This window comes from Ruminococcus difficilis (genome assembly GCF_016680995.1).
Genome location: NZ_JAEQMG010000098.1, coordinates 1 through 17686 on the forward strand (window position 1 = coordinate 1; position 17686 = coordinate 17686).

At 54.2% G+C, this 17686-nt stretch carries 17 protein-coding genes; 7 read left to right on the forward strand and 10 right to left on the reverse strand.

The features are described 5' to 3' along the window. Both trmD and rimM read right to left on the reverse strand, forming a co-directional pair. A partial coding sequence (gene trmD / locus JKK62_RS09620; RefSeq protein ID WP_201427702.1) for a tRNA (guanosine(37)-N1)-methyltransferase TrmD occupies positions 1-750 on the reverse strand: 750 nt, incomplete at its 3' end. Next, a complete protein-coding gene (gene rimM, locus JKK62_RS09625) occupies positions 740-1252 on the reverse strand; it encodes a ribosome maturation factor RimM (protein WP_201427703.1) in 513 nt (170 codons plus the stop codon). The genes rimM and trmD, both read right to left, overlap by 11 nt. Positions 1253-1684: 432 nt before the next feature. Here rimM and JKK62_RS09630 point away from each other — a divergent pair, with 432 nt between their 5' ends. The 4 genes from JKK62_RS09630 to JKK62_RS09645 are packed head-to-tail and all read left to right on the forward strand — an operon-like array spanning position 1685 to position 6493. Next, positions 1685-2608, forward strand: a complete 924-nt coding sequence (locus JKK62_RS09630; protein ID WP_201427704.1) for an ATP-binding cassette domain-containing protein — start codon at positions 1685-1687, stop codon at positions 2606-2608. Further along, positions 2608-3312 carry an ABC-2 transporter permease gene (locus JKK62_RS09635; RefSeq protein WP_201427705.1) on the forward strand — a complete coding sequence of 235 codons (705 nt, stop codon included), beginning with the start codon at positions 2608-2610 and terminating at the stop codon, positions 3310-3312. The genes JKK62_RS09630 and JKK62_RS09635 overlap by 1 nt, the downstream gene beginning before the upstream one ends. Positions 3313-3323: 11 nt before the next feature. Continuing rightward, positions 3324-4844: a motility-associated ABC transporter substrate-binding family protein gene (locus JKK62_RS09640; RefSeq protein ID WP_201427706.1), complete on the forward strand. Its 1521-nt coding sequence runs from the start codon at positions 3324-3326 to the stop codon at positions 4842-4844. Continuing rightward, complete coding sequence (locus JKK62_RS09645; protein WP_201427707.1) at positions 4844-6493, forward strand: DUF4340 domain-containing protein; 1650 nt, start codon at positions 4844-4846, stop codon at positions 6491-6493. Before JKK62_RS09640 ends, JKK62_RS09645 begins: the two co-directional genes overlap by 1 nt. Positions 6494-6798: 305 nt before the next feature. On the opposite strand, the gene JKK62_RS09650 is transcribed toward JKK62_RS09645, so the two are convergent. Further along, complete coding sequence (locus tag JKK62_RS09650; protein ID WP_201427708.1) at positions 6799-7473, reverse strand: CpXC domain-containing protein; 675 nt, start codon at positions 7471-7473, stop codon at positions 6799-6801. 154 nt (positions 7474-7627) lie between these two features. Between JKK62_RS09650 and JKK62_RS09655 the strand changes: the two genes are divergently transcribed. From JKK62_RS09655 to JKK62_RS09665, 3 genes are all read left to right on the forward strand, one after another. Then, the gene (locus JKK62_RS09655) at positions 7628-8347 is read left to right on the forward strand and encodes a hypothetical protein (protein ID WP_201427709.1); all 720 of its coding nucleotides are present in this window, start codon (positions 7628-7630) and stop codon (positions 8345-8347) included. A gap of 218 nt (positions 8348-8565) precedes the next feature. Then, positions 8566-9240, forward strand: coding sequence for a response regulator transcription factor (locus JKK62_RS09660; RefSeq protein ID WP_201427710.1), 675 nt, complete (start codon positions 8566-8568; stop codon positions 9238-9240). Then, complete coding sequence (locus JKK62_RS09665; protein WP_201427711.1) at positions 9230-10744, forward strand: sensor histidine kinase; 1515 nt, start codon at positions 9230-9232, stop codon at positions 10742-10744. The genes JKK62_RS09660 and JKK62_RS09665 overlap by 11 nt, the downstream gene beginning before the upstream one ends. A gap of 85 nt (positions 10745-10829) precedes the next feature. Here the strand turns inward: JKK62_RS09665 and JKK62_RS09670 are convergent, their stop codons facing one another. From JKK62_RS09670 to dut, 7 genes are all read right to left on the reverse strand, one after another. Continuing rightward, complete coding sequence (locus tag JKK62_RS09670; protein ID WP_201427712.1) at positions 10830-11225, reverse strand: methylglyoxal synthase; 396 nt, start codon at positions 11223-11225, stop codon at positions 10830-10832. Between the two features lie 56 nt (positions 11226-11281). After that, the gene (locus JKK62_RS09675) at positions 11282-12025 is read right to left on the reverse strand and encodes a nucleotide-binding protein (RefSeq protein ID WP_201427713.1); all 744 of its coding nucleotides are present in this window, start codon (positions 12023-12025) and stop codon (positions 11282-11284) included. A gap of 172 nt (positions 12026-12197) precedes the next feature. Continuing rightward, positions 12198-14366: a penicillin-binding transpeptidase domain-containing protein gene (locus tag JKK62_RS09680; protein ID WP_201427714.1), complete on the reverse strand. Its 2169-nt coding sequence runs from the start codon at positions 14364-14366 to the stop codon at positions 12198-12200. Between the two features lie 36 nt (positions 14367-14402). After that, entirely contained in the window at positions 14403-14918 is a 516-nt protein-coding gene (gene mreD, locus JKK62_RS09685) for a rod shape-determining protein MreD (protein WP_201427715.1), read from the reverse strand. 90 nt (positions 14919-15008) lie between these two features. Next, positions 15009-15848 (reverse strand): rod shape-determining protein MreC, encoded by an 840-nt coding sequence (gene mreC, locus JKK62_RS09690; protein ID WP_201427716.1) that lies wholly within the window; start codon positions 15846-15848, stop codon positions 15009-15011. A gap of 97 nt (positions 15849-15945) precedes the next feature. After that, positions 15946-16947, reverse strand: a complete 1002-nt coding sequence (locus JKK62_RS09695; RefSeq protein ID WP_201427717.1) for a rod shape-determining protein — start codon at positions 16945-16947, stop codon at positions 15946-15948. 114 nt (positions 16948-17061) lie between these two features. Continuing rightward, positions 17062-17505 carry a dUTP diphosphatase gene (gene dut, locus JKK62_RS09700; protein WP_201427718.1) on the reverse strand — a complete coding sequence of 148 codons (444 nt, stop codon included), beginning with the start codon at positions 17503-17505 and terminating at the stop codon, positions 17062-17064. Positions 17506-17686: the final 181 nt, after the last annotated feature.

A 17686-nucleotide genomic window follows, 5' to 3' on the forward strand; every position in this document is an offset into this window, starting at 1 on the left:
GCGTTCTTCTGCATGATTTTTGTCAGAAATGATCTGTTCCGCAAGCTGTCGTTCCTTATCGGTCAGAGTCGCTTTATCGAGCATGTCAGGACGCTTTTCGGCGGTTACGATAACGCTCTGCTCTCTTCGCCATTTACGGATATTCTCGTGATGTCCGGTGAACAGCACCTCGGGGATGTCCACCCCGCGCCAGACCTTCGGCTTGGTGTACTGGGGATATTCGAGCAATCCGTCGTAATGGCTCTCCATCTCGAAGCACTCATCGTCGCTGAGTACCCCGGGCTGGAGCCGCGCAAGCGAATCTGTCAGCACCAGCGCCGGAAGCTCCCCTCCGGTGAGCACATAGTCGCCGATCGAGATTTCCTCATCGACATACATATCCAACACCCGCTGATCGACGCCCTCATAATGACCGCATAAAAGGCAGATATTCTCCTGCGCTGAGAGCTCCTTGAGCTTCTGCTGGGTCAGCACCTTGCCCTTGGGCGACAGGTAGATGAAGTGCGGCTTCTCACCGACTTCTTCACAGATATGCTCGAAGCAGAGCGCGATCGGCTCCGCGAGCATCAGCATCCCCATCCCGCCGCCGTAGGTGGAGTCATCTACGCGGCGGTGCTTGTCGAAAGCAAAATCCCGCAGCTGGTGACAGTTGATCTCGATCGCGCCCGAGCGGCGCGCTCTGCCGATGATGCTCTCGGAAAGCACCGCCTCGCACATCTCGGGGAACAGCGTGATCAGGTCAATCCTCATCGTCGAACAGTCCTTTCATGGGATGGATATACACCGCGCCCTTGTCGAAGTCAAAGCCCGCCATGATATCGGGGATGACGGGAATGTAGAAGAGCTTGCCGGACGTGTCCGCCATCTCATATACATCGTTGGAGCCGGTCTTGAGTACATCCTTGACTGTACCGTAGACCGTTCCGTTATCCGCGTCGGTCACGGAAAGTCCGATGATATCCTGCACGAAATGCTCGCCCTCAGAGAGCTTTACATCGTTGCGATCGATATACAACACCTTCCCGCGCATCCGGTCGGCGGCTTCGATGGTCTCGACGCCCTTCACGGTCATCAGCGCGATATTCTTATGCGGACGACAGGAAACGGAAAGCGCCGTTTTCCCTTCGTCCAGATACAGCTTTTTGAATTTTTTGAGAAATTCGGGAGAATTCGCCCAGCACTCCACGCGCATCTCTCCGCGGATCCCGTGTGTGCCGACGATCTTGCCGACCTCTAAATACTGCTTGAGCATCCTATCGCTCCTTTTGGTTTTATTATCACAGGGGAACATCATTTGGAACCAACGCTTTGCAGGAGCATTCCTCGCCTGAGACAGCTCCCCCTTGTCCTTCGGACATTCCCTCCAACGGGGGTACCACCCACCCTGCGATGTCACTCCGCCGTAGGGGCGGTCATTGACCGCCCGCTGTCGCAGGGAGCTGTGAACCATATCTGACGTTTTCGATACGGATAACGCCCGTTATTCGCGGGCGAGCAATGCTCGCCCCTACAAGCTGATACATATATTACTTATCATGTTACTACAAACCGAACGTTTTTTCAAGCCGCGTTTTCACATTACCATCACTTTTAGTTTACAATTATTTTACTGGATTCCCGATATATGGTGTGATATAATGTAGATTGGATTTATATTGAAATCTTAAAAGATAGGAGATACAGCATGATTGAAGTACAACATGTGACCAAGCGGTACGGCTCGGTCAAGGCGCTGGACGACATCAGCTTTACCGCCGACAGCGGTGAGGTCGTAGGGCTCTTAGGTCCCAACGGCGCCGGTAAAAGCACCACCATGAACATCATCACCGGCTATCTTAGCGCCGGTGAGGGAACCGTCCTGATCGACGGCGTGGATATTCTCGAACATCCGAAGCAGGCGAAGGCGAAGATCGGCTATCTACCCGAGATCCCCCCGCTGTACGTCGATATGACGGTACGCCGCTACCTCGAGTTTATCTTTGACCTCAAAAAGGTCAAGCTGCCGAAGAAGGAGCATATCGCCGAGGTCATGACCATCGTCAAAATCAGCGACGTCGAGAGCCGCGTCATCCGCAACCTCTCTAAAGGCTACCGCCAGCGCGTAGGTCTGGCGGCGGCGCTGCTGGGCAATCCGCCCGTACTGATCCTGGACGAGCCCACCGTCGGTCTCGATCCCAAGCAGATCATCGACATCCGCAAGCTGATCAAGTCGCTCGGCAAGAAGCACACCATCATCTTCTCATCCCATGTACTCAGCGAGGTTTCCGCCGTATGCGACCGCATTGTCATGATTAACAACGGAAAGATCGTCGCCGACGCCGCGACAGACAAGCTCAGCGAGAGCATCAGCGGCGAGGGTATCCTCGCGCTCGAGGTCGAGGGCGCCGTCAGCACCGTACGCGAGGCGATCGGTACCGTAGACGGCGTCAAGCGTGTATCAAAAGCCGCCGGTAACAACTATACCGTCGAGTATGAGAGCGGCGTCGATGTGCGCCGCGGTATCTTCAATGTCCTCGCCAAGGCGGGCTGCCCCATCCTGATGATGCGCTCGGGCAACCTGACCCTGGAGGAGAGCTTCCTCAAACTGACCGAAGGAGGTGCGGACTGATGGGTGCGATCATCAAACGTGAGCTCAGCTCTTACTTTAACTCGGCGATCGGCTATATCGTCCTCGCTGTATTCTACTTTTTCTCCGGACTGTTCTTTTACATGTACTGCCTTTTGTGCAATACCGCCTCGATGAACTACGTCTTTTTGAGCATGCTGATGATTGTCATGCTGATCATCCCGATCATCACGATGCGCAGCTTCAGCGAGGAAAAAAAGCAAAAAACCGATCAGGCGCTCCTGACCGCTCCGGTCAGCCTGACCGAGATCGTGCTGGGTAAGTTTTTCGGCGCGTTCATTCTCTACTGTCTGTGCAACGCGGTCTACCTGTTCTATGCGGTCATCCTGATGTTCTACGGCACGCCTGACTGGGCGGTACTGTGCAGTACCCTGCTCGGCATGCTGCTCATGGGCGGCGCGCTGATTGCGATCGACCTGTTTATCTCCGCTCTGACCGAGAGTCAGGTCATTGCCGTCGTAATCTCGATCGGCGTCGGTTTATTCATCTATATGATCGACTCTCTTTCCAACATGCTCAATGTTGAGTGGCTGACCGGTATTTTACATAATATTTCATTCGATGCTCATTTCACCAACTTCATCAACGGCATCATCAATCTGACAAGCGTCGTGTTCTTCCTCTCCGTGATCGGGATCTTCCTGTTCCTGTGTGTGAGAGTGTTTGAGAAGCGCCGCTGGAGCTAAGGAGGTACACGATGAATAACGAGAAGAAAACCTCCGAGAAAAAGGGCTTCAAGGGCTTTTTCAAAGCACGCAGCACCCGCCGCGGTGCCGCGGCGATCGCGCTGACCGCACTGGTCATCGCCGCCGTCGTACTGGTGAACCTCGTACTGGCGGCAGTTACCAACACTCACCCCCTCTATATCGACGTGACCGAAAACAGCTCCTTCAAGCTGCAGCCCGAGACCGAGGAGTTCGCCTCCTCGATCGACAAGGACGTCACCATCTATATTCTGCAGACCGAAGCGAACTTCGAGAGCGGTGACAGCACCAACTACCGCTACTTTATCCAGGCAAACAAGCTCGTGCATGCTATCGTCAACTGCTCCGATCATATCGACCTGCATTACGTCGACCTGACCTCTAACCCGACCTTTACCAAGGATTATCCGAACATCAACTGGACGGAGAGCCATATCGCGCTGGTGGTCAGCGGCGACAACTACCGCGCTATCGACTTGACGGATATGTTCAGCTATGACGAGCAGCAGTACCAGTACTACGGCACCTATGTCATCAACGGCCAGCACGTTGAGCAGTCGATCATGACCGCGATCATGAACGTCACCGCCGAGAACAAGACCAAGGTGACCCTGCTCAGCGGACAGGGCGAGCAGGAGATGACCGCCTTCACCAAGCTGCTCGAAAACAACGCCTTCGAGGTAGAGACCGTCAGCCTTTTGAACGGTAAGATCTCCGCCGACAGCGAGTTTGTCATCATCTACGACCCCGAGGTCGATATCGACAGCGACACCTACAAGAAGCTCACCGATTGGCTGAATAACGGCGACCAGTACGGACACAACCTGTTCTACTTCCCGAACGATCAGCACGATCTGAGTGATTACCCCAACCTCAACGCGCTCATCGCCGACTATGGTATGGAGCTGCGCAACGGCTATATCTATGAGAACGCTAACGATCATCTGATCCCCGGCTACAACCACTATATCTCCATCATGGACTATGCCGATGAGGACCAGACCTTCAAGAAGGAGCTCCGCAGCACCAAGATCCCCGTAGTCATGAGTCTGACAATGCCTGTCAACATCACCGACGATACCGTAGCTACCCCGCTCCTTACCTCCACCGATAAAGCGATCTTCTTCCCGAAGGATCTCACCGAGGAAGAAGCAGAAAAATTCGATCCCAAGGCAGAGAAGCTGAACGGCGTCGCGATCGGTAAGCGCAACGACGGCACCACCGACGGCAAGAGCTCGTCCGTAGTTGTTATCGGCTCCTATGACGCGATGACCTCCTCTTATATCTCCTCCCCCGCTTACAACAATGCCGCATATTTTGTCAATCTCTTCAACACGCTCTGTGAGCGCGAGAATGTGAGTATCGTTATTGAGGGTAAGAATCCCGCCGCCAACAGCCTCGGACTCACCTCCGTGAATGATATCGTCTTCCCCTCGATTCTTGTTCGCTACATCATCCCGATCGCCGTACTCTTGGCGGGTATCGTTATCTGGATTCGCAGGAGGTTCCGCTGATGTCTGAGAATAAAGAAAAAATCATCAATCCCGAGGAACCCGCCGCCACGCCCGAAAACGACGTTGATGACGCACTCGAAAGCTTCCTTAACCGGGAACAAAAGGAAACAAAGCCCGTCAAGACCGGCAAGCTCAACAAGCGCGTGCTGATCATCGTGATCGCCGCCGTTGCGGTCGTCGGACTGATCCTTCTCCTGATCTTTACCCGAAGCCGCACCGTACAGGGCTCTACCGCCGACGAGGCGCTTACCACGCCCGCCGAGATCACCGCTACAGTCAACGAGAAGGGCGAACACGAAGCCGAGGTCGACGTCGACGAAAAGGGCGAGATCGTCAAGAACGGCTCCGGCAAGCTCCTGGAATACGTCCCCGCCGATATCAAGTCTATCAAGGTCGAAAACGCCAAGGGCTCCTTCACCGTCAACTCCTACACGCCCGAGGGCGAAGCGACCGTTTACACCCTCGAAGGCTTTGATAACGTCGCGCTGCAAAAGGGCGTCGCCGACGAAGTCGCCACCGCCTGCGCTGAGGTCGAGTTCATAGAAATCATTTCCCCGAACGGCAAGCCCGCCGACTTCGGTCTCGATAAGCCCCGCGCTACCGCGCACATCACCTATCACGACAAGACCACCGCTACCTTGCGCGTAGGTAATCAGGCAGCGGCCGAAGCGGGCACCTACATCTCCTTCGGCGACAGCAACGCGGTCTACCTGATCTCGAACGACAAGGTCACCGCGCTGATGTACAGCGTCAACGATCTCATCGATCACGAGATCACCGCGAACGCCGAGGATACCGAGACCTTAGCGCTCAAGAGCATGACCATCTCCGGCAGCCGTTACTCTCAGGATATCACCATCGTTCCCAACACCGATGAGGCGATCGACGCTCAGTACATCGTTACCTCGCCGCGCAGAATGTTTGCTAAGGAGACCGAGAGCGCAGACGTCGTCAATGCCGTGCGCGGTCTGTATGCCGAGGAGGTGCTCTGCGTAAATCCGAGCAGCGGTCAGATGAGCTCCTACGGCGTCGCCGATCCATACGCCAAGGTCACCGCGACCTACTCCGACGCGACCATCACCCTCTACGCTTCCGCTCCCGGAGACGACGGGCTGGTCAGTCTCTATAATCCCGATAAAAACATTATTTATTCCATCCAGCTTGCCGCGGTCAGCTGGGCACGCACAAGCGTGGAGGACCTGATGCCTGAGACGGTTCTCCCCGCGAAGAAGACCGCTTTGAGCCGCATCGACTTCTCGGCCGGTGGTCAGAGCTACACCATCGACGTCACCCAGAGGACCGATACCTCCCGGACGGAGGACGGCGAGGATGAGGAAGTCACCGTGACCACCGCCAAGGTCGGTGATACCGCCCTGAGCGACGCGAACTTCTCCGTCTTTTACCAGAATCTTACCGGTATTCGTAACACGGGCGAGTCAGCGGGCTCCGGCAGCGAACTCATGCGCTTCACCCTGAGCTACACCACCGGCAGAGAGCCCGATACCGTCGTCGTCTATGACGCTGGCTCTGCCCAGTATCCTGTCGAGCTCAACGGTACCGCGGCAGGTACCGCGAGCAAGGCGTATATCGACAGCCTGATCGAAGGCACTCACGCCCTGGTCAAAGGCGAGGATATCAAGAGTCTGTGATCGGGTAGCTTAAAGTCGTAGGGGCGGTCATTGACCGCCCGCTGCTGCAGGGAGTTGTGTACCCTATCCGACCTTTTCGAAATGGATAACGCCCGTCATTCGCGGGCGACCGATGGTCGCCCCTACGATAGACCTTGCACAACCTTATGTAGGGGCTGAATTCATTCAGCCCGTTCGCGAAGCGACCCGATATCGGGCTTTGTATCGAATCATCGGGCGAGGCTTATCGCCCTGCGGTCAGACATATCCCATAATCAAAAAACGGACTGATCCCTCCCGGGTCAGTCCGTCGTTTTATGCTATGTTTATCTCCCGCTCTTAACGCGTTTATAACGGAAGAGTGTATTCTCCGCCCACTCGCGGTCGATCTTGATGAAGCCACTGAGCTTCTTGTCGTTGCCGCAGATCGCGTTGACGATCTTCATGCTCTTGCGATAGATCTCGAGCCGCGCGCTCTGTACGAACGGCTCGCTGTCCTCGCCGATAAAGAAGGTGAAGCCGATGGTGTTCGCCTCGCGGTTATACATCGTCAGGTATCCCTCGGTCACTCTTCCGAGCTCATACTTCTTCGCAACCATCTCGCTGATGGCGTACTTGGTCAGCTCTACCGCCATATCGTCGAGCCCCGATTCAAAGACGAAGATCTTCTCCTTCATCGAGTTGAAGTCAGCGGTGATGCGCTTCTGGATCCCCTTGAGATTCCGGTAGTCATCCTCCAGCGCGCGATCCTCCAGTTGGAAGCGGTCGATCTGCGGGATCAGGTATACCATGAAGCGGTGCTTCATATCATTATACAGCAGGGGATACATATACCTGCCCTCATATCCGCAGTCGGGGCATTTGTAGCTGAGCAGCTGACCCGAGAGCAGGTCACGCTTGAATTGAGGGTCGTTGGTCGCGTTGATGCTGATAAATAAATGAGCGCTCGAGGTGTGGTTACATCTCGGACAGGTCACTTCTTTAGAGATCACGTTTGACATCAAATCACTTCGCTTTTCGAAATCATTTCTCCTACAATAATAACATATTTTATCAGAAATGCAAATTATTTATCATACTTTTGCAATTTGTTATTGATTTTCTGCTTAAATAATGCGATAATACTGATATATAATGATTCGGAGGTAGGAAATTATGGATATTAAAAACAACATCAAGTGCGGATTGGAGTTTGTCAGCGATACGGTCTCTGAGATCGCTTCTTCCGTAGCGGAGAAGAATCGCCTCAGAGTTCAGCTCAACCACATCAAAGGTCTGATCAAATCCGATTCCGCGACCCGCGACCAGGCGTATATCGAGCTGGGCCGCTACTTTTATGATAATCTGCGCGAAGGCACCACCGCTGAGAACGAGGCGATCTGCGCCGTGATCGATGCTGCCTCCGATCGCATCAGCAAGGCGTCTATCAAATACGTCGAGCTGCTCAACATCCAGAACGATACCAAGATCCGCTCCGAGAACGCCGAGAAGCTTGCTAAGGCGATGGCGGAGAAGGCTTCCGTTGCCGCACAGGCAGCGAAGGAGAAGGGCGCCGAGGCGTTTGATAAGGCAAAGGCGACCGCAGCCGACCTGTCCGAGAAGGCGAAGGCAACTGCTGCAGAGTTCAAGGATAAGGCTGCCGATACCGTTGACAACGTCAGGGAGCGCTTCAACCTCGAAAGGAACGGCGAGGTCGAGGAACTGATCGCCGCCGAGCAGGAGAAGCTTGACGAGGCAAAGGATGCAGCCGAAGAGGCTGTTGAAGAAGCCGCCGAGACCGTCGCTGAGAAGGCTGAGGATGTTGTTGAAGAGGTTAAGGAAGCGGTCATCCCCGAAAACACCGATGAAGAATCCCCCGAGGACATCGGCTTCTGATCTATTGCGAATATCCGGGCACCTTTGGCACACGTCAAGGGTGCTTTGTTTTTATCAAAGCACTTGCAGGAACAGAAAATCTCATTTATAATGGAACTGTAATCATTTTATCATACAGCCGTCACATTCGGCAGTTATGATAATAATGAAAAACAGATTGAGATTGCAAAAATCTTAACAAGACCATACAACGACAATGAATAATGCGAGGGGATAACATGAGTAAACTGCTGATCGTTGACGACGAGTTCCGCATCCGCGAGCTCATCAAGAAATATGCCATATACGAGGGTCACGAGGTCGACGAGGCTGAGGACGGCGAACAGGCGGTGCTGAAATGCCGCAATAACGAGTACGACCTCATCATCATGGATATCATGATGCCCGTGATGGACGGCTTCGAGGCGGTTTCGCGCCTGCGCCGTTTCACCAACACGCCCGTGATCATGCTCTCCGCCAAGGGCGAGGAATACGATCGGCTGACCGGCTTCGAGGTCGGCGTCGACGATTATGTGGTCAAGCCGTTCTCCCCCAAGGAGCTGATGATGCGCGTCGGCGCTGTGCTCCGCCGCTCGGGAACCGATAAGAAGGACGACGGCAAGAGCCGCTTCACCTACAAGGGACTGAGCATCGACTTCGCCGCCCGCGTCGTTACGGTCGACGGCGAGCGCGTCCAGCTGACCCCCCGTGAATATGAGCTGCTGTTCTACATGGTCAACAACAAGGGCATCGCCCTCACCCGTGAACAGCTGATCTCCAAAGTCTGGGGCTATGACTTCTTCGGCGACGACCGTACCCTCGACACCCATATCAAGCTGCTTCGAAAGAGCCTCGGCGAGTACGCCTCGCTGATCGTCACCCTCAGAGGAGTTGGTTATCGTTTTGAAACATAATACGAAAAAATACCCGCTGCGGTTTCATCTCGCGATCGGATTCCTGATTTTTTCGGTACTGCTGCTCGCGGTACTGTGGGTGTTCCAGACGGTCTTCCTCGAATCCTTCTACAAAACCATCAAGACCTCTCAGGTCAAGTCCTGTGCGAACTCCCTGTCCGATCATATCGACGCGGAAAACCTCAGCGATCTGATCACCGACATCGAGGAGCAGAACGCCATGACTGTCGGGCTGTACGACACGACCGATTCGATCTTCTCCTGCATCTATGCCACCCAGTCCCGTCCCGATTTCCGCCCCGATATCTCCATGAACACGGTATATGACCTGTATAAGCAGGCGAAGGCGAATAACGGCTCTTACTCCACGATCACCGCGGTTGGTAAGGAGCGGCATTTCGAGATGCACTCCCAGCGCTTCATCGGCGCGACCAACGACGAGGCACGTATGGATATCATCATGCATGAACCGGCGCTCGAGCGCGAGAGCGTCCAGACCCTTGCTTACGCGAGGATCGTTCCCGGTGAGGACGGCGAACATCTCGTGATCGTAGAGAGCGAGATCACCCCCGTTACCAGCGTCGTCGAGACCCTGCGCTATCAGCTGATCATCATGACCGTCGTGATCGTCGCGCTGAGCATTATTGTCGCGATCTTTGTCGGCAAGCTGATCGCAAAGCCGATCTCCGACACCAACGAGAAGGCGAAGTCCCTCGCCCATCAGGATTATGACGTTGCCTTCGAGGGCGGACGTTACCGCGAGATCACTGAGCTCAACGCCACCTTGAGCTATGCCGCACAGGAACTCAAAAAGGTCGATTCGCTCCAAAAGGAGCTGATCTCCAATATCTCTCACGACCTGCGCACGCCGCTGACCATGATCACCGGCTACAGCGAGGTCATGCGCGACCTGCCCGGCGAGATGACTCCCGAGAACATCCAGATCATCATCGATGAGGCGAACCGTCTCAACTCGCTGGTCACCGACCTGCTCGATATCTCCCGTCTGCAAAGCGGTACAGCGGATATCAAGCAGACGCCCTTCTCCCTCACTAACTGCATCAAGAGTATCTTCTCCCGCTACACCAAGCTCATCGAGAGTGATGGGCTGAACATCATCTTCGAGCATGACGGCGAGGTGTTCATCATGGGCGACGAGCTGCGCATGACGCAGGTGCTTTATAACTTGATCAACAACGCCATCAACTATATCGGCGACGACAAGACCGTCATCGTGCGCCAGACCGTCAAGGACGACAGGGTGCGGGTCGACGTCATCGATCACGGCGAAGGCATCCCCAAGGATAAGCTCGACTATATCTGGGATCGCTACTACCGCGTCGATAAAGAACACCGCCGCGCCAAGGTAGGCACGGGTCTGGGGCTCAGCATCGTCAAGAATATTCTGCTCGCCCATGACGCCGACTTCGGCGTCGCCTCCAAGGTAGGCGAAGGCTCCGACTTCTACTTCATCCTCCCCGTCATCCCCACTGACGACGAATAACCCGGTACAGCGATCTTGAAAAACAATAAAGATGCAAAAAACCCGCAGCGGAACAAACCGCTGCGGGTCATTTTTATGATTCGGGTTATCTGACGATATCTCTCCAGTCGAGGTCGCCGCGCTCCAGACCGTGGATCAGCACCTCGGCGGTAGCGATGTTGGTAGCGACAGGGATATTGTGCATATCACACAGGCGAAGCAGGTTCATATCGTTCGGCTCATGCGGCTTGGGCGTCAGCGGATCGCGGAAGAAGATCAGCATATCGATCTCGTTGCAGGCGATACGCGCGGCGATCTGCTGGTCGCCGCCCTGAGAGCCGCCCAGGAAGGTCTGGATCTCCAGACCGGTCGCCTCAGCAACCATCTTGCCGGTGGTTCCGGTCGCACACATCTTGTTTCTGCTCAATACGCCGCAGTAAGCGATACAGAATTGTACCATCAACTCTTTCTTCTCGTCATGTGCAATAATCGCTATGTTCATACACGCACCTCCATTAGTCATTTACAAAGGCAATTACAGTAAGCTTATACTAAATTCTACGAATTTTTGATAATGATCGGAACATCGACGCCCTCCAGACGCTTGACAATGGTTTCAAAGATGATCCCTGTCTGTGACCAGTTGTTGGTCAGCGCACCTCTTTGGGCGAGGGCGATCACGCGGATATCCTCGGGGATGACGCCGATCAGCCGTACGCCCGCCTCATCGATCACCTCGTCAAGGTCCTTGTACAGACCCATCTTAAAGAAGCGCTCGCGGTCGAAGCGGTTGATGATCAGCCTGCGGTCGGAGATTCCCAGCTCCTCTAAGCGGTAGCCGATATTTTTACAGCCGCGGATGCTGATAGGCTCGGGGTTGATGACCAAGAGCGCTCTGTCGGCGCTCGCCGCGGCGGCAACGAAGCCGGTGCCGGTGCCGGCAGGCGAATCGATCAGGATGTAATCGAAATCATCGCGTACCTTGTCGACAAAGTTCTTGACCAGTGAGGGACTGACTTCATCATCAGCATACAGCGGAGCCGCGATCGTGTACAGCTCAAAATCGCCGTCGATCTGATACAGCGCTTCTTTTGGCTCACAAGCGCCGCTGACAACATCGGCAAAGTCATATACCAATCTGTCGGAGATACCCAGCACCATATCGACGCCGCGCATCCCGCTGTCACAGTCTATGATCAATACTCTTTTTTTGTTTTTAGCAAGAGCCGCCGCCAACCCGGCACAAACAGTGGTTTTGCCTGTTCCGCCTTTACCGGAGGCTACTACTATCACTTCACTCATTTTGATAATACCTCATTTGTATTGTAGCACAAAAAGAAAAAAAGAGCAACTCAAACAAGCTGCTCTTTTTGTAGAATTGTAAATATGAAATTTAGACACAATCACCAAAAACATGATGTCTATCTTATTTTTATTAATTGCTTTTACTACTTTTAACCAATTTTTATACGTATCAGCTGAAATCCCACGAGCTTTTCTTGACTTCCTTGAGGGTTTTTTTGTAGAAGTAGGCGTCGAGGATATCGCACGCCGTCTCCTGCGGCAGATAACTGCGCGCACCGTGTTCAAAGACGATCGCCAGCGCGACCTCGGGCTTCTTATACGGCGCGTAACAGATAAAAACGTTATGGTCGGAGCCTGCGTTCTCCGCCGTACCGGTTTTTGCCGCGATCTCGATCGGGTAGCGACCCGCGCGCTCGGTGTTGGGATAGGTTTTCAGCACCTGATCCATCGCTTCATGCACCAGATTATTGTTGCGCTCCGATACGCCGGTCTCGGCGACGATCTCAGGCTTCTCGGGATCGTTATAGAGGATGGTCTCGTCCCGCTCGTAGTTGACGATCTTGCGCACCAGATGGGTACGGTAACGGACGCCGTTATTGGCGATCGTCGATACATAGGTCGCGAGCTGTACGGGCGTAAAGGCGTTATCACTCTGTCCGATCGCCGCCTGTACGGTGTTGCCCTCGAACCACATCGTCGAGTCGCGGCCCGCCAGCGTACCGGTGCCCTCATAGACCTCTAAGCCGGTTTTCGCGCCCAGTCCGAGCTTCTCGGCGTACATATACATGGTGGTGATGCCGATACGTCTGCCGACCTCGGCGAAGTAACAGTTACAGGAGTGCGCCATCGCGCTCTCGAGTTTGATATCGCCGTGGATACCCAGACAGCGGACGACGTCATCTTTATAGTAATCGTACACGCCCGAGCAGTGGATAGAGGTATCAGGCGTGATGATGCCCTCCTCCAGTGCCGCAGTCGCGACACACGGCTTGAAGGTCGAGCCGGGAGCGAACGCACCGTCGAAGGCGCGGTTGAACAGCGGGGTCGTCTCGTTCTCAAAGAGATACGCGCTGTAATCCGGGTCGTAGTAGCGCGAGATATCGAAGTCGGGATACGATACAGCGGCGATGACCGAGTTGTCGCGTACATCCAACAGTACTGCCGCTCCCGCGACGCAGTCCTCGCCCATCTTGCTCTGTTTTTTGGCGTTTGATGCCTTGGCGGCCTTGACCTCCGCCTTACCGAGCTCCTGCGCACGGCGGATATTCTTACCGAGCGAGTAAGCAGCGACCTCCTGCACGTTCGTGTCGATCGTCAGATAAACGGTGTCGCCGGGTTTTGCCTCGACGGATTCCTTCTCGCCGACGATGTTGCCGTTCGCGTCGGATACGACGGTTTTTTCTCCCGCCTTGCCGCGGAGATAATCCTCCAGCGCCGCTTCGATTCCGAACTTGCCGATGCTGTCGTCGATGCTGTAGCCCTTATCTTTGTTTTCCTCGTACTCTTCCTCGTTGAGCTTACCGACCACGCCGAGTATATGCGGAATGACCGTGCCGTTCTTGATCACGCGCTCGTTGACCGTGCGTATCTCGACCGCAGGCACATTCTGGGTACGCTCGGAAACAACCGATACGGTATCGCTGCTCACATTGGAGGCAAGCACATACACCTGCTCGTAAGAGAAGCCCTTCTTCTCCATATTGTAACGTATCGAGATCACCGCGCGTCGGGTGAAGGGATCGACGATATTGTCGGCATGGTAACGCTCCGCGAGACCCTGTATGATCTCGTCCGCGGTCAGCCCCTCCTTATTGAGCATCACAGACGACTCGATGTACTCGACGTCGCCGTCGCTGCCTTCGTCAAAGACGAAAGCGCCGTCCTGCAGAGAGATCGGCAGCTCGTCGATATATTTCTCCCCACACTCGTTGAGGATATTCAACAGATCAATGATGATCAGATTCAGCTTGCTTTCATCAGATGAGTAAACCTTATTGATAACGACATTATACGCGGTCTCGTTCACGGCGTAAGGCACGCCGTTAACGTCGAGGATCTCGCCGCGGGTCGCGTCGGAGGTCACGGTATGAGAGGTCGACGCGGCGGAGAGCTTCTTGTACTCGTCGCCGTGGATGATCTGCCAGTTGAACAGCCGTGCCGCAAAGCACAGGAAGATCACCGTCAGGAGCAGCGCGCAAAATACGATCCGCAGAGCGGAGCGATCCTTTTTCTGTTCATTCGCGGTATTGTTTCCCGATGAACCGCTGCGCCTGTTGGCGCTGACGATCCGATCGTAGCCTGAGCCGCTGTTATTTGGTTTTTTCTGAAAAAGCTTCATGCGCGTGCCTCCTCTCCGTAAATATTGAATTATATGTTACCCTTCGGGATTCAGTCGCTTTTGTATCAGTTTGTTCAGAAAGTAAAACGGGATCGTACAGATCCATGTCAGTACCATGCGCGAGATCAGATGGCGGGTAAAGTACAGCCACCCGTCATCCAGCCCTGGAATGATGAAACGCACCAGATAATAGAGCATGAACAGCGCGCCGATCGTCACCGCGGCATACAGCAGGAAGTTCGGAAAGTTCGCCATGATCAGGTTATTGGCGGCATACCCCACGATGAAGCACACCACGGTCAGCGTGATGGTAAACAATCCTATGCTGTTGGTGTAGCTGATATCGGCGAGGATACCCGCCGTCATGCCGATCAGCATCGCGGCTATCTCGCGTTCAAAAATCGCCGCGGTCAGCGCGACACACACCGGCAGCACCGGCTTTGCGCCGAAGATCTCCGGCAGCAAGTGCGGGGTAGTGGAAAGCGCGAACGCGACGATGATCTCTATCACATAAGCCAGATATCTGAAAAATGAATTTGCCCGATCCGACAAAATCCTCTCTCCTTTAATAATTGTCATAGTGAGGAGCAGGGCATGACCCTGCGCCGCGGCAAGCTCAACCGATTAATAGTTGTCGCGTTATTATTCCTTGCTCAGGATCTCGCCCATACCCTGATACGAGGTGATCACCGCCACGTCTACGATCTTGCTGATATTGTCATACGGCTCGATCACGGCATAGTGAGAGGTGTCGTATGTATCGTAGCCGATCTCGATGACCTCGCCCAGCACGATATTCTTGGGATAGATGCCGGCGGTACCCGCGGAGGTGATGATATCCCCCTCCTTGACCTTGTGCTCGGAGTTGAGCTTGGTGAAGGTGGTGCGGTTGTTTTCGGCAAATTTTGCGGATCCGGTAATAATCCCTGTGTCGCCCGTCGCCTTATCGATCGCGCCGATGCTGGTCTGGGGCGAGAGCACCGTCACCACCTTGGCGGTATAAGCGTCAGCCTCCGAGATCCAGCCGACCAGGCTGTTCTCACCCAGCACGGGATTGCCGACGCTGATACCCGAAGCGGTACCCTTGTCGATCGTAAAGGAGCCGAACTCGTCGTCGCTGTCGCGCCTGAGCGCGCGGGCGGGGATGAGGGAAAAATCCTCGTGCTCCTTCTTCAGTCCGTAGAACTTCCAGAGTCGGGTGTTCTCTTCCTTGACGTCGTAGTAATCAATCAGCCGCGCTCTGAGCTCGCGATTCGCCTTGTTGAGCAGCTCGTTCTCGGATTTCAGCTCGCTGTAGCTCTTCTCCTCGCTCTGATCCTGCGACGCGGCGGCGGTGACCTTCGACAATCCGTACGTCAGGGTGTTGAAGGTCGTCGAAACGACATTGTTCTCCACGTTATGGGTGAACACCGACAGCATGATCAGCACCAAGAGCACGGATAAGAATATTTTGATTTTTGGTGAGGATAAAAACTCTTTCATCTTATCAAAAACGTGTAAGGGTCGGCGCCTCGACGACCCGATAAACAAAAACGTTGACTATAATCAAGGGACGTCGAGGGCGCCGTCCCCTGCATGATTATTCCTTCGCTCTCTTCGTCGCGACGAAGTTGGGATCGAGGCGCATGCCCGTACCGTCGACAACACAGTCGAGCGGGTGCGCGGCGACCTTGACCGGCATACCGGTCTCCTCTTCGACGAGCTTATCCATACCCCTGAGCAGCGCGCCGCCGCCGGTGAGCATGATACCGTTGTCGATAATGTCGGCAGATAACTCAGGGGGAGTCTTTTCAAGGGTGTCCATGATCGCTTCGATTATGGTCATCAGCGGATCGCGGAGCGCCTCGCGTACTTCCTCTGCGGTGATACGGATGTTCTTCGGCAGACCGTCCACGAGATTACGGCCCTTGACCATCATCGCGCCCTCACCCTCATAAGGATAAGCGGAGCCGATGGTGATCTTGATATCCTCGGCGGTTCGCTCACCGATGAGCAGATTATACTTCTTTTTGATGTAGCTGACGATCGCCTCGTCGAACTTATCGCCCGCGACGCGCACGGAGCACGACGCGACGATATCACCCAGCGATACGATACCGACCTCGCTGGTGCCGCCGCCGATATCGACGACCATATTGCCGACCGGAGCATCCACCGGCAGACCTGCGCCGATTGCAGCCGCCATAGGCTCCTCGATCAGCTCGACATACTTGCCGCCCGCCTGGCGCGCGGCGTCCTCTACGGCGTTGCGCTCGACCTCGGTTACGCCGGAGGGAATACAGATAATAATGCGCGGCTTGCTGAACAGTCCGCTGCGTACTACGCTGCGGATAAAGTACTTGAGCATCGTCGCAGTGATCTCGAAGTCGGCGATCACGCCGTCCTTCAGCGGACGGATCGCGACGATCGACCCGGGGGTCCTGCCGATCATCTCCTTTGCCTCATGACCGACAGCCAGCACCATATCGCGCTTGACGTCGACGGCAACAACGGAGGGTTCACGCATGACGATACCCTTACCCTTCATGTAAACCAATGTATTCGCAGTACCTAAGTCAATTCCTATATCCTTTGAAAACATGTCTGTCCCCTTTCCGCCCGTGGGCGCAAAATCATTTTGGTTTCGTTTTTATTATAGATAGCTCACAGGTTATTATGCCCTGTTTTCTTGATATAAAGGGATATTCACGCTGATTTATCGTTTTCCCGTCGAACCGAACCCGCCCGAGCCCCTGTCGGTGTCGCTGAGTTCGTCGACGACCTTGATCTCGGGCAGTACGACCGGCGAGATCACCAGCTGCGCGATACGCTCATTCGGATCGATTGTAAAGCTTTGTTCCGTTTGATTTACCAGTCCCACACATACCTCTCCGCGATAATCGGAGTCGATCACGCCGACGCAGTTAGCGGGAGCGATACCGTGCTTGATCGCGAGTCCCGACCGTGCGAAGATATAAGCGACGTAGTCGGCGCTCTCAAGCTCGATCGCAATACCCGTCGGAATCAAGCGTATCTCATGCGGCTCAATCGTCACACTTTCAGGGATACAAGCGTACAGATCCATTCCCGCCGCTCCCAAAGTCGCGCGAAAAGGGATCTCAGCGTTTTCTCTCAGTTTTTTTATCTTTAATATGCTCATCAATATTATCCTTCAAAAATCTGTTATTTATTGCAAAAAGTAAAAGGTTTTTATTCTGAAAAAAAGGATGTTTTTTTCTTATATTTTCAGTAAAGAAATAAGGTAATTTTCCTTAGAATAATTCTTTAAAAGATTGTTAATTTTTTAACACCACGTAAATATAACCCATGTGTTTTTCGCT